Origin of the sequence: uncultured Methylobacterium sp., from assembly GCF_964242245.1 — a bacterium.
Lineage (GTDB): Bacteria > Pseudomonadota > Alphaproteobacteria > Rhizobiales > Beijerinckiaceae > Methylobacterium.
Window position 1 is genome coordinate 1 of record NZ_CAXTBY010000012.1, and the last position, 12474, is coordinate 12474.

The following is a 12474-nucleotide window of genomic DNA, read 5'->3' on the forward strand; positions in this document are numbered from 1 at the left end:
CGATGGAGGCGGGCGACGTGCTCGGCCACGAGTTCATGGGCGAGGTCGTCGAGGTGGGCCAGGGCTTCACCAAGTTCCGAAAGGGCGACCGGGTGGTCGTGCCGTTCAACATCAACTGCGGTGAATGCCGCCAGTGCAAGCTCGGCAACTGGTCGGTCTGCGAGCGCTCGAACCGCAACGCCGAGATGGCCGCCGCGCAGTTCGGCTACACCACCGCCGGGCTGTTCGGCTACTCGCACCTCACCGGCGGCTATGCCGGGGGCCAGGCCGAGTACGTGCGCGTGCCGATGGCCGACGTCGCCCCGATGAAGGTGCCGGACGGCATGGACGACGAGTCGGTCCTGTTCCTCACCGACATCCTGCCCACCGGCTGGCAGGGCGCGGAGCATTGCGAGATCCGGGGCGGCGAGATCATCGCGATCTGGGGCGCGGGCCCCGTCGGCCTGTTCGCGATCCAGTCAGCCAAGATCATGGGCGCCGAGCGCATCATCGCCATCGAGACGGTGCCCGAGCGCATCGCGCTGGCCCGCAAGGCGGGCGCGACCGACATCATCGACTTCGCCGAGGAGGACGTGTTCGAGCGCATCAAGGAGATCAGCCGGGGCAAGGGCGCCGACGGCGTCATCGACTGCGTCGGCATGGAGGCCACGTCCGGCCACGGCCTCACGGGCGTGCTCAGCACCATCCAGGAGAAGCTGACCTCGACGGAGCGGCCCTACGTGCTGGCCGAGGCGATCAAGGCGGTGCGGCCCTGCGGCATCGTCTCGGTCCCCGGCGTCTACGGCGGCCCGGTGCCGATCAACATGGGCTCGATCGTGCAGAAGGGCCTCACGCTCAAGAGCGGCCAGACCCACGTGAAGCGCTACCTCGAGACGCTGACCAAGCTGATCCAGGAGGGCAAGTTCGACATGACATCGATGATCACCCACCGCTCCACGGACCTCGCCGACGGGCCGGCCCTCTACGACGCCTTCAAGAAGAAGCAGGACGGCTGCGTGAAGGTGGTGTTCCACCCCAACTGAGCGTCGAGACCTCGTGCCTCGCAACCACTGGGGGCTTGGAAGTCCGCGTGAGGTACCCTGCTTCCCGCGCGCCGCTCACGCGCCGCGCTGCGAAGAAAATGAGGGCGACACGTACGTAGCGCAACAAGCCTCTCCTCCCGTGCTGGAGAGGGTTGAGGCGAGGGACGAGACCTATCTGGAGAGGTCACGCCTCTCGCCCCGTCCCTCGCCCCGTGGGCTTGCGGCTTCACACATCTTGAGACCGGTGCTGCGTGGATCGGGCGAAGCGCCGGGCGGCCCCCTCTCCCCACACAGCTCGGGCTTGCCCGAGACGTGCAATGCGGATGTCCAAGTCGGGTAGGCTCGGCTTGGATGGGAGAGGGTTGGGGTGAGGGGCGTGACTTCTCCGGACAGTTCTCAGCCCTCACCCTGTCCCTCTCCCGAACGGGAGAGGGGACCCGCGTTCGTCCCGGATCGCGCGGAGCGATGTGTGAATGCCGTAGGCCTATGGGAGAAGGACTCGCGTCCTTACCGGAATCGTCCCGATCGCCTCTGGTTTCGGTGAGATGAGCCTCAGCCGCCGGCGAGCACGTCGACCCGCTCGTGGCCGTCCAGGACGCGCGCGGCCTGGTCGCGGTCCAGGTCGCCCTCCCAGGCGGCGATCACCACGGTGGCGACGCAGTTGCCGATGAGGTTCCCGAGCGCGCGGGCCATGCCGATGAACCAGTCGACCGAGAGCACCAGCACGAGGCCGATCGCCGGGATCGACGGCACCGCGTTCAAGGTCGCGGCCAGGATCACGATGGCCGAGCCCGGCACCCCGTGCGCGCCTTTCGAAGTCACGAGGGAGACGCCGAGCACGAGGAGCAGGTCGCCCAGCGACAGGGGCGTGTTGGTCGCCTGGGCGATGAACACCACGGCGAGCGTCAGGTAGATCGAGAAGGCGTCGAGGTTGAACGAGTAGCCGGTCGGCACCACGAGGCCGACCACCGAGGGCTTGATGCCGAGGCGCTCCAACTTGCGCATGATCTGCGGCAGCACCGCGTCCGACGAGGCGGTGGCGAGCACGATGGTCAGTTCCTCGCGCAGGTAGGCCAGGAACTTGAAGATGCCGATGCCGGCCAGCCGCATCACGCCCCCGAGGACCGCCAGCACGAACACGGCGAGCGCCACGTAGTACAGGGCCACGAGCGACAGGAGTTGCGTCAGCGAGCCGACGCCGTAGCGGCCGACCGTGTAGGCCACCGCGCCGAGCACGCCGAGCGGCGCGACGCGCACGATCAGCCCCATCGCCTTGAACAGCACGCCCGAGACCGCGTCGATCAGGTCGGTGACCGTCTTGCCCTTCTCGCCGCCGAACATCGCGAGGCTGACGCCGAACAGGATCGCGAAGAACAGCACCTGGAGCACGTCGTTGCGGGCGAGCGCGTCGAACGAGGTGGTGGGGATGATGTTCATCAGGAAGGACGAGAAGCCGCCGCCCTGGAGCTTGTGCGCGTTGTCGGCGTAGGTCGAGAGCGCCTTGGCGTCGAGGTTGGCCGGGTTGATGTTCATCCCGTGGCCCGGCCCGACGAGGTAGGCGAGGATGATTCCGAGGGCGAGCGCGATCGTGGTCATCACCTCGAAGTAGATCAGCGCCTTGACGCCGACGCGCCCGACCTTCTTCAGGTCGCCCGCGCCCGCGATGCCGTGCACGACGACGCAGAACACGATCGGCGCGACGATCATCGAGATCAGCTTCAGGAAGGCGTCGGAGAAGACCTTCAGGCCGACCGCGAAGTCGGGCGCCGCCATGCCGAGCACGATGCCGAGCAGAAGCGCCACGACCACCTGCACGAAGAGCGACTTGTAGAGCGGCGCGCGCACCGCCGGGGCGGGTGGGGGAACGACGGCGGCGATCGTGGACATCGGCTGATCCTGGGGCGCGGCGCCATCGCCCCAGGTCGGATGATCCGCCGTACGAGGCCGCAAAAGCTGGCTAAGCAACGCAAATGCCAGCCTTCGACCCTGCTGAAGGATCGAACGCGCCCGTGCCGGCGCAACCGATCGATGAAGAGCCTATCGCACGACGGAATGCTTCGGACCGAGGTCCGATTGTCACCGCTAAAGCACAGCCTACGCGGATGTGTTGCCTCGTGTTGACTCTCCCGCGCGCCATCGCCCAAGTGGACGCGACGGTTCCCTTCGGGGATCAAAAGGGAACGCGGTGAGGATTCGTCCGATGCCGCGGCTGCCCCCGCAACTGTAAGCGGCGAGCCCTCCATCAACACGTCACTGGGTGCTTGGCACCTGGGAAGACGATGAGGGGCAGCGACCCGCGAGCCAGGAGACCTGCCGTCAGTCGTGGTCACACGCGAAACGCGTCGGGCGGGGTGCTCCGGCGGGTGTCGAGACGCGTGCGCCCGCCGGGCCATGCGGGGCGGCCTCGTTCGCGGTGACGTGCCACACCCGCGTCCGCACGTCCGAATCGATGCCCCATCCCGCCCCGAGCGCACCGGCCGCCCGCATCCGCGGAGGCCATCGGCCGCCGCGCGCCGACGGCCGGTCCGCGTCCGGTGGCCCGACGGATTGTAACATTGTTACAGTCACGATAGGGCTTGGGTCGTCGAGGCCGTGCTGCCGCGTCGAAACAGCCGAAGCCGACCCATCATGCGCCTCCTCCACAGACCGCGCGACCGCCGCGCGGCCCTTCGCACGCTCCTCCTCGCCGCAGCAGGGCTCGGCGCCGCCGGCGCCCGCGCTCAGACGGCGGTCGCCACGGGAGAGCCGCCATCCAGCGTCCTCCTCGATACCCTGTCGGTCGAGGGCAACGGCGTCGGCCTGACGCGAGCCGCGCCGACGGGGTTGAACCTCAACACCCCCGACCGCGGCGCGAGCCGCCTCGGGCTGACGCCGCTGGAGACGCCCGGCAGCATCGACATCATCTCCGGCGACACCGCGCGCCTGCGCGGCCAGGACACGATCGCCGACGCGGTGACGCAGAACGCCACCGGCATCACCACCATCGCGTCTCCGGGCAACGGCAACGGCGCCTTCACATCCCGCGGCTTTGCCGGCCCGAACTCGATCCAGCAGCTCTACGACGGCACGCGGATGTATGTCGGCGCCAACACCGTGACGTTCCCGTTCGACACCTGGAACGTCGAGCGCATCGAGGTGCTGCGCGGGCCGGCCTCGGTGCTCTACGGCGACGGGGCGATCGGCGGCGTCATCAACGTGGTGCCCAAGAAGCCGACCTTCACGCCGATCAACGTGGTGCGCGGGGGGCTCGGCACCGACGGCATCGCGCGGCTCGCGCTCGATTCCGGCGGCCCGATCGGCGACGCCGTGGCCTACCGCCTCAACATCAGCGGCAACCGCGCCGGCGGCTGGATCAGCCCGGAGGGCGACTTCCGCAACCTCGCGGTCTCGGGCGCGATCCTGCTCCAGGCGACGCCGGATCTGGCCTTCACCGTGAGCCACGACCTCGGCTACCAGGAGCCGGCCCGCTACTGGGGCACGCCGCTCGTGAACGGGCGCATCCCGGATTCGATCCGGTTCAACAACTACAACGTCCGCGACGCCAAGATCACCTGGGCCGACAACTGGACGCAGTTCAAGACCGAGTGGACGCCCACCGCCGACATCACCGTGCGCAACACCGCCTACCGCCTCCAGAGCCGGCGCCACTGGCTCGACGTGGAGCAGTACAGCTTCAACCGCGGCACGGGGCTGGTCGACCGCGGCGACTACCTGGAGATCTACCATCAGCAGGAGCAGGTCGGGAACCGCTTCGACGCCGCCTTCCGCGGCAGCCTGTTCGGATTCCGCAACGAATTCCTGGCGGGCTTCGACGTCAACCACATCGATTTCCGCCACACCAACAACTTCTATTTCGACCAGACCACGAGCGTGCCGCTGACCAACTACGATCCCGGCCTGTTCCCGGTGAACGGCCGAGCGCGGCCCGCCTACGCGACGCAGACCAACCAAGCCTCGGTCTTCGCCGAGGACCGCCTGATCCTGACCGATCAACTCTCGCTGCTGACGGGCGTTCGCTACGACGCTCCCACTCTCCAACGCGAGGATCTCGTCACCGGCAACCGGTTCGAGAAGAGCTTCCAGGGGCTCGGCTACCGCTTCGGGCTGATGTTCAACCCAACGCCGGAGACGGCACTCTACGCGCAGTACGCCACCGCGACCGACCCGGTGAACAGCCTCATCACCCTGTCGCAGTCGCTGGCCGGCTTCAAGCTCACCACCGGCGAGCAGGTCGAGGTCGGCGCCAAGGGCGTGTTCCTCGACGGCAAGGGCGAGTGGACCTTGGCCGGCTACCGCATCGTCAAGGACAACCTGATCTCGAACGTGCCGGGCCAGCCGACCGTGGCGACGCAGGTCGGGCGGCAATCCTCGGTCGGCGTCGAGGCAGCGCTGTCGTTCCAGGTGACGCCGCTCTGGCGGGTCGATGCCAACCTCGCCCTGCTGCACGCGCAGTACGACACCTTCGACCAGACCGTGAACGGCGCCGTGATCTCCTATGCCGGGCGCCAGCCGATCGACGTGCCCGAGCGCGTGGCCAACGCCTGGGTCAACTACGCCTTCGCGCCGACTTGGGAGGCGCGGGTCGGGTTCCAGTACGTCGGCGAGGTCTACAGCGACTTCGGCAACCTCGCCCGGCGCCCGTCCTACGGCCTGGTCAACCTCGGCCTCGACCATCAGGTGACGCCGGCCTCACGGCTGTCGTTGCGGGTCTTCAACCTGTTCGACAAGATCTATGCGATCAGCGGCAACGCGGTGGACGGCGTCGGCACCAACTGGCTGCTCGGGCGCCCGCGCGCGTTCGAAGTCGTCTTCAGCACGGCGTTCTGAGGTGCCGGTCTCGGCAAGACGCCTCGCCAAGGCAGGCAAGCGCTGGCTCCACCTCGCCCACCGCTGGCTCGGCATCGTCACCGGCCTGCTGTTCGCGACGTGGCTCACGAGCGGGCTGGTGATGATGTACGTGGCCTTTCCGACGCTGACTGAGCCGGAGCGCCGGGCCGCCCTGCCGCCTCTGGTCTGGGACAGGGTGGCGATCCCGCCGGAGGCGGTGCTCGCCGGGGAGGCCCGCTTCCCGCGCGACCTGCGCCTCGCGATGCTCGACGCTGAGCCCGTCTACCGGATCACCGGCTGGGACGGCGGGCGCCGCACCGTCTCGGCCGCCGACGGGCGGGCCGTCGCGGCGGTGACGCCGGATTGCGCACTGGGCATCGCCGGCCACGACCCGCGCGCGGTTCGTCCGCAGGTCCTCGACACGGTCGCGCGCGACCAGTGGTCGGTCGTCGCCCGCTACGACCCGCTCCGCCCGTTCCACCGGGTCGCGCTCGGCGACGCGGACGGGACCGAGCTCTACGTCTCGCAGGTCACCGGCGCGGTCGCCCTCGACACCACCCGGCACGAGCGGATCTGGAACTGGTTCGGGGCGGTGCCGCACTGGATCTACCTGACGCCGCTGCGCGCGCAGGCGGCGCTGTGGCGGGACGTGGTGCTGTGGGTCTCCGGCCTGTGCATCCTCGGGGCGGCCACCGGCTTCATCCTCGGGCTGATGCGCCTGCGTCCACGGCGCCGCTACCCGTCCGGAGCGGCGACGCCGTATCGGTCCTTGGCGAAATGGCACCATCTCGGCGGCGTGGTCGGCGGGCTGGCGCTCCTGAGCTTCATCGTCAGCGGCTGGCTCTCGGTGAACCCGAACCAGTGGTTCTCCTCGCGCACCCCGACGCAGGCGATGCTGGAGCGCTACGCCGCCGCGCCCGGCCCGCGCACCGGCCTCGACCTCGCCGCCGTCCGCGCGGCCTCGTGCGCCGATGCGGCGGAGGTGCGGTTCACGTGGCTCGACGGCGGCCCGCTGGCCGCGATCACCTGCCGCGACGGCAGCGCGCGAGTCTGCTGCACGGAGGGCATCCTGCCCGTGGCGCGCCTCGCGCAGGCCGCACGCCGGCTCCTGCCCAACGCGACGCTGCTCGCCGCCGATCTCCTGCGGGAGGAGGACGCGTACTGGTATTCGCACCACCAGGACCGACCCCTGCCGGTGCTGCGCGCGATCTTCGACGATCCGGCCGCGACCTGGTTCCACATCGATCCGCGAACGGGCGAGATCCTGGACCGGCTCGATCGCTCGGGCCGGATCAACCGCTGGGCGTTCAACCTGCTTCACACCTTCGATCTCGGCCTCCTCGTCCGCCACCGCCCCGCCTGGGACGCCTTCGTGATCCTGCTTCTCGCGGCGGGCTCCGTGATCGCCGGGTCCGGCGTGGTGATCGGCTGGCGCCGGCTGCGGCGTCCCCGTCCGGCGCCCGCGTCCGGCTGACGCCCGCGCTTTGCCCGTGCGCGCAGCCCCGGATACGATCGACCCACGGGGCCGCCACGGGCCCGCACCGAAAATCGCCGCGCAAGGAAGGCGCCCATGGCACCGCGAAAAGTCATCATCACCTGCGCCGTCACCGGGGCGATCCACACGCCGAGCATGTCGCCGCACCTCCCCGTCACGCCCGAGGAGATCGCCGACGCGGCGGTCGGCGCAGCGGAGGCCGGGGCGGCCATCGTCCACCTGCATGCCCGCAACCCCGGGACCGGCGAGCCGGACCAGTCACCGGAAGCGTTCGCCAAGTTTTTGCCGATCATCAAGCAGCGCACCGACTGCGTGGTGAACCTCACCACCGGCGGCGCGCCGACCATGTCGATCGAGGAGCGGGTGCGTCCGGCCGCGACCTTCGCGCCGGAGGTGGCCTCGCTCAACCTCGGCTCGATGAACTTCGGCCTGTTCGGGATGCTCGACCGGTTCAAGGACCTCAAGCACGACTGGGAGCGGACGTATCTGGCCAACAAGGACATCATCTTCCGCAACACGTTCGGCCAGATCGAGCACATCCTCAACGTCTGCGCGCCCAACGGCACCCGCTTCGAGTTCGAGTGCTACGACACCGCCCACCTCTACAACCTGAAATACTTCTTCGACCGCGGGCTGGTGAAGGCGCCGCTGTTCATCCAGACGGTGTTCGGGCTCCAGGGCGGCATCGGCTCGCACCCGGACGACGTGATGCACATGAGGCGCACGGCCGACCGGCTGTTCGGGGATCAGTATCGGTGGTCGGTGCTGGGCGCCGGCCGCAACCAGATGAATATCGCGGCAATCGCGGCAGCGATGGGCGGCAACGTCCGGGTCGGTCTGGAGGACAGCCTGTGGGGTGGGCCGGGACGGCTGGCGACCTCGAACGCCGAGCAGGTGCGCCAAGTCCGCCGGATCATCGAGGGGCTCGGCCTGGAGGTCGCGACGCCGGACGAGGCCCGCGCGATGCTGTCGCTGAAGGGCAGGGATCGTGTCGGATTCTGAGCCGTCTCGCCGCTCCCGGCGGCCGAGTTCCACGGGATGCCGCTGCCATCGCGGCGGGTGACGGCCGCGGGGATCGCGCCATCCACACGACTGCCTGTCCGGTCGGATCCCGGAGGTGCGTCAGACCTCGCACCGCCCACGCGTCCCGCCTGGGCGCAGGGGGACCGAACGCGGAACCGGTCGGCCCTGCCCATCTGCCTGCTGCATTGCAGCATCCCACCGGGCGGCCTTTCCCCGGCGCCCGCAAGCAACGAGGGTCCGGCGCCTCGATCAGCGGGAGCGCACATGGGAACCTACACCCTCGCCATCGCCGACGGCGTCCTGTTCGCCTGCCTGCCGGACGAGGCCGACGTCGCGCAGGCCGTCGCCGAGGCGACGACGACCAATTACGGCTTCGGCCTCGCGCTCAGCATCGTCCGCGGGGCGGTGCTGACCGATGCCGCACGGCCGGGCGACCACGTGGTCTGGCGCGAGGGCCCGGACAGCGAGCTTCTGGATGCGGACGGACGCCGATACCGCTACGCCGTGCGCCGCGCCGCCTGACCGGAGCGCCTACCAGCAGGAGCGCGGCAGGCGCCGCTTCCAGCGCTCGCCGGGCCGCAGCACGGCGGACGTGCGCCGCAGGGGCACCTTGCGCGCCGGTGGCGCGGACTGCGCGACCGAGGCCGGCGGCGCGATGGCCGGTTCCGGTGCCGGCGCCGCGTCGTCGAAATCCGCGAGCGACCACGATGGGACGCTCGGCGCCGGCTCGGACAGCGGCCGCCGTGGCTTGACCCGACGCACGCGGGGCAGGGGCGGCTCGCGCTCCGCGGCGGGCTCGGGCACCTCGGGCGCCGGCTCCGCGGCGAGCAGGCTCGGCAGGATGCGCCGCGGCTTCTCGATCTCCCGCAATCCGGCGGCGGCTTCGGCAGGAGGCGTCTCGGGCGGCTCCGGGGACGGATCGAGCGCGGCCCAGTTCACGGGCGACGGGGCCTGCGTTTCCGGCCAGGACGGAACATGGCGGGTCTTGGATTTGATCTCGACGGTGAAGGACCGTCGCACACGGCTGCGCAACATGCGGCGTATGGTTCTCTGGTGATTGGACAGGAACGCGCGGACGCGTACCGTATTCCATGCCGGTTTCCAGGCATCTTGTCGAGACAACAATGAGGAATGTGTTTCCAACATCGCAGACGAGGGCCGAAAACTTCGCGATGGGGGATGAAAAATGCCGCCTCACGCCGACAGGCGGATCGGTGGCGCGCCGGTCCGCCGGCCGGACGCCCCCTCGGCCGCCTCGATCGTCACCGCGCCGCTCGCGGCGACGCGGAGCCGCGTCGGGAACACCGACGCCTCGGCCTCGCTGCCGACCACGGCGATGAGGGTGGCACCACCGGTGGCGCGTGCCGCCGCTGCGATCAGGGTCGCCGCGCCGCCGTCGAGATGCGCGATCGCGCCGTCGACGATCAGGACTTCCGGCCGGCGCAGGCAGGCGCGGGCGAGATCGACCAGCGCCTGCTGGCGCGGCGTCAGCAGGCGGCCCCTGTTGCCGACCGGATGGTCGAGGCCGCGCAGGCGGATGCCGCGCTCCAGGTCGAACTCCCGCACCACCGCGCGGACCTGCCGCTGGATCTCCGCCTCGCCGTGCATCCGTGCCGTGTTGATCCGGCCGAACAGCAGGTTGTCCAGAACCGAGCTGTGCCGATTGATCCGCCCCCGTTCGTAGGGCTCGACGTCCTCGCCGTCCGGCCGTCGCAGCGCCTCCCGGATCGCGTAGCGGGCGGCGACCAAGCGCGCCCGGTAGGGCACGTCGAGGAGACCGAGGCGCTGGCGCGGCTCCACGTAGGAGAGCGCGAGCGCAAGGAAGGCCTCGTTGTCCGCGCTCCGCAGCGCACCGTCGGGCGCGATGGCGGACAGGCGCCGCTCGAACTCGGGCAGTTCGTCGGGCGCGATCGACGAGAAGCGCCGGAACAGCGGATGGCCCGGGGGCACGTCCCGGAAGATCTCGACGAGGTTCCGGGCGATGTCGATGCCCATCCTCGCGAGATCGTCGAGGAGGAACAGCTTGTCGAGGGCGGCGCGGAAGCGCGGCTCGCGGGCAAGGCAGCGTCCCTCCAGGTCGGGAGTCAGGGGAACGCCGAACAGCAGGTTCTCGGCGACCGTCGCCTGATCGTTGTAGCGCTGCGGATCGAACGGGATCACGAGGTCCGCCATCCCGGCCTCGGCGAAGTGCTGCTGCAGGTGCTGGCGGGCGGCGATCACGCGGGCCCCCGCCTCGGAATCGTGCCGGACGAGGCTGAAGGCGCTCAGGCCGAAGCGGTAGAGGTCGTCACCCATTCCGAGCCGTTCGAGCAGGTCGAGCATCACCCTATCGAGGCCGCCGGCATCGGCGACGCCGAGCGCGGAGAAGTCGATCCACGGGTCGTCGGTGGTCTCGGTGGGATTTCCGGTCCGCAGCGCCTCGGCGCGCTGCCGCAGGTCGACCCTGTCGTCCGACCCGCGCTTGGGCGGCAGGGCGTGCCGACGCAGCCCGTAGAGCAGGTTGTCGCGGATCGTGCCGGGAAACAGCACCGGCTCCGGGCCGGCATAGGCGATCGCCCGGGCCCGCGCCGCCCCCGGCAGCGTCGCGAGGTCGTGGCCGCCGATCCGGACGGTCCCACCCTGCGGCGCCTGCAGACCGGCGACGAGCCGCGCGACGACGCGCGACAGGCCCGTGCCGGGCGACAGCACGGCGACCTGCGCGGGCAGCGGCAGCGCGAAGCCGCCGAGATCGAGCGGCGGCCCGCCGTGAGGGTCCTTCAGGCTGACGCCCTCGGCCACGAGCGGGCCGCCCAGGACCGCTGCCGCGCCGGGCGCGGCCGGCTCGGACGGCCTCAGGCGGTGGGGTGCGAAGTGGGCGGCGACCGTCTCGTACTTCACCTCGACGTCGAGGCGCTGCTGATCCCAGTCGATCAGCTCCTTCAGGGGCGGCGGCAGGTCGCGGTAGGCGGCCAGCACCGCCACGAGCTGGCCGATGTCGAGCTCGCCCCTGAGCGCGAACAGGCCTCCGATCGCGTAGAACAGGAACGGCGTCACCTGCGCGAGCAGGTTGTTGAGGTACTTCACCAGGAACTTGCGCCGGTAGATCCGCATCCGCAGGTCGTAGAGGCTGAACAGGCGCCCGCCGATCTCGGCCCGCTCCCAGCGCCCGGTGTCGTTGACGGTGACCGTCTCCAACCCGTCGAGCACCTCCGCGACCCGGCCGGCGAAGCTGCGCGAGGCGATCTGGCGCCTGCGGCTGAGCCGGATGATCTCGCGGCGCAGGCGCGGGATGACGACGATCTGCACCAGCACGATCGCGCCCGCGGCCGCGCCCAGCCACAGGTTCTGCATCAGGATGAAGATCAGGGCGGTGGCCGCCTGCGTGCCGAGGAAGACCGGCACGACGAACGCGTCGCCGATGAACGCGCCGATCGGCTCGACCTCGTCGCGGATGATCGTGGCCGTCTCCGACGACTTCACCTCGCGCACCGCCTCGGGGGTGAAGCGCAGCATCAGGGAGAACAGCTCGAAGCGAAGCCGCCGCAGCATGCGCTCGCCGAGCACGCCCTTGCTCAGGTTGATCCAGAACTTGAACGCCCCGTTGATCAGGACGAGGGCGAGGAACAGGCCCGACAGGCCGAACAGCAGCTCCGTCCGCCCGACCTGGAAGCCGGCAAACAGCACGTCCTCGCCGCCGCCGAGCCAGTGCGGCCAGTGGATCGTGAGGTCGAGGAAGCGCGTGGTGTCTCGGCCCTCAGGGAACGCCTTGCCGGTGATGGCGTCGTTGACGATGCGCTTGGGCAGATCGAGGGAGGCGAAGTAGAACGGCAGGGATGCGAGCACGACGGCGCAGATCACGAGCTGATCGCGCCTCGAATGCCGCCGGATGTATCCGAAGAGCCTCGGCTCCAGATCGCGCATCGCCCGTATTCCGGCCTCTGTTAACGTCGCCCGCACGCGGCCCGTCACGCGAACGTCACCAGGGCGCGGGAGGACGGAGCGGGTCTGTGCGCGACCTCACGAGACGATGCGCCGGACGCGGCGCGAATATAGGCGCGGAACGCCGTCCGTGTCACAACGGCCTGCCTTGTGCGATCGCGGTCGCGCTGCGACGCTCGGAGGGGTTCG

The 12474-nt window shown here is 70.1% G+C and carries 8 protein-coding genes and 1 riboswitch; of the genes, 5 read left to right on the forward strand and 3 right to left on the reverse strand.

The features are described 5' to 3' along the window. The coding region (locus tag ACFE8Y_RS04975) for a zinc-binding dehydrogenase (protein WP_375463288.1) at positions 1-1022 on the forward strand (1022 nt) is incomplete at its 5' end. 552 nt (positions 1023-1574) lie between these two features. On the opposite strand, the gene ACFE8Y_RS04980 is transcribed toward ACFE8Y_RS04975, so the two are convergent. Next, positions 1575-2909, reverse strand: a complete 1335-nt coding sequence (locus ACFE8Y_RS04980; RefSeq protein WP_375463289.1) for a dicarboxylate/amino acid:cation symporter — start codon at positions 2907-2909, stop codon at positions 1575-1577. A gap of 250 nt (positions 2910-3159) precedes the next feature. Further along, a riboswitch (cobalamin riboswitch) is annotated at positions 3160-3355 on the forward strand. Positions 3356-3650: 295 nt separating this feature from the next. On the opposite strand from ACFE8Y_RS04980, the gene ACFE8Y_RS04985 reads away from it, so the two are divergent. The 4 genes from ACFE8Y_RS04985 to ACFE8Y_RS05000 all read left to right on the forward strand — a co-directional run bounded on the left by ACFE8Y_RS04985 (position 3651) and on the right by ACFE8Y_RS05000 (position 8889). Further along, positions 3651-5849, forward strand: a complete 2199-nt coding sequence (locus tag ACFE8Y_RS04985) for a TonB-dependent receptor (RefSeq protein ID WP_375463290.1) — start codon at positions 3651-3653, stop codon at positions 5847-5849. A 1-nt stretch (position 5850) separates the two neighbouring features. Next, entirely contained in the window at positions 5851-7323 is a 1473-nt protein-coding gene (locus tag ACFE8Y_RS04990; protein WP_375463291.1) for a PepSY domain-containing protein, read from the forward strand. A 96-nt stretch (positions 7324-7419) separates the two neighbouring features. Then, a complete protein-coding gene (locus ACFE8Y_RS04995; protein ID WP_375463292.1) occupies positions 7420-8346 on the forward strand; it encodes a 3-keto-5-aminohexanoate cleavage protein in 927 nt (308 codons plus the stop codon). A 285-nt stretch (positions 8347-8631) separates the two neighbouring features. Continuing rightward, positions 8632-8889, forward strand: coding sequence for a hypothetical protein (locus ACFE8Y_RS05000; RefSeq protein WP_375463293.1), 258 nt, complete (start codon positions 8632-8634; stop codon positions 8887-8889). Positions 8890-8898: 9 nt separating this feature from the next. Here ACFE8Y_RS05000 and ACFE8Y_RS05005 read toward each other — a convergent pair whose 3' ends face one another. Together ACFE8Y_RS05005 and ACFE8Y_RS05010 are read right to left on the reverse strand one after the other, a co-directional pair. After that, on the reverse strand, positions 8899-9402 hold the full coding sequence (locus ACFE8Y_RS05005; RefSeq protein ID WP_375463294.1) for a DNA-binding protein: 504 nt from the start codon (positions 9400-9402) through the stop codon (positions 8899-8901). Positions 9403-9561: 159 nt separating this feature from the next. After that, the gene (locus tag ACFE8Y_RS05010) at positions 9562-12267 is read right to left on the reverse strand and encodes an ABC transporter transmembrane domain-containing protein (protein WP_375463295.1); all 2706 of its coding nucleotides are present in this window, start codon (positions 12265-12267) and stop codon (positions 9562-9564) included. Positions 12268-12474: the final 207 nt, after the last annotated feature.

Bases quoted from the DNA above. Each gene is read 5' to 3' on its own strand.
- ACFE8Y_RS05010 (WP_375463295.1), bottom strand. From the start codon at position 12,267: ATGCGCGATCTGGAGCCGAGGCTCTTCGGATACATCCGGCGGCATTCG.
- ACFE8Y_RS04985 (WP_375463290.1), top strand. From the start codon at position 3,651: ATGCGCCTCCTCCACAGACCGCGCGACCGCCGCGCGGCCCTTCGCACG.
- ACFE8Y_RS05000 (WP_375463293.1), top strand. From the start codon at position 8,632: ATGGGAACCTACACCCTCGCCATCGCCGACGGCGTCCTGTTCGCCTGC.
- ACFE8Y_RS04980 (WP_375463289.1), bottom strand. From the start codon at position 2,909: ATGTCCACGATCGCCGCCGTCGTTCCCCCACCCGCCCCGGCGGTGCGC.
- ACFE8Y_RS04995 (WP_375463292.1), top strand. From the start codon at position 7,420: ATGGCACCGCGAAAAGTCATCATCACCTGCGCCGTCACCGGGGCGATC.
- ACFE8Y_RS05005 (WP_375463294.1), bottom strand. From the start codon at position 9,402: ATGTTGCGCAGCCGTGTGCGACGGTCCTTCACCGTCGAGATCAAATCC.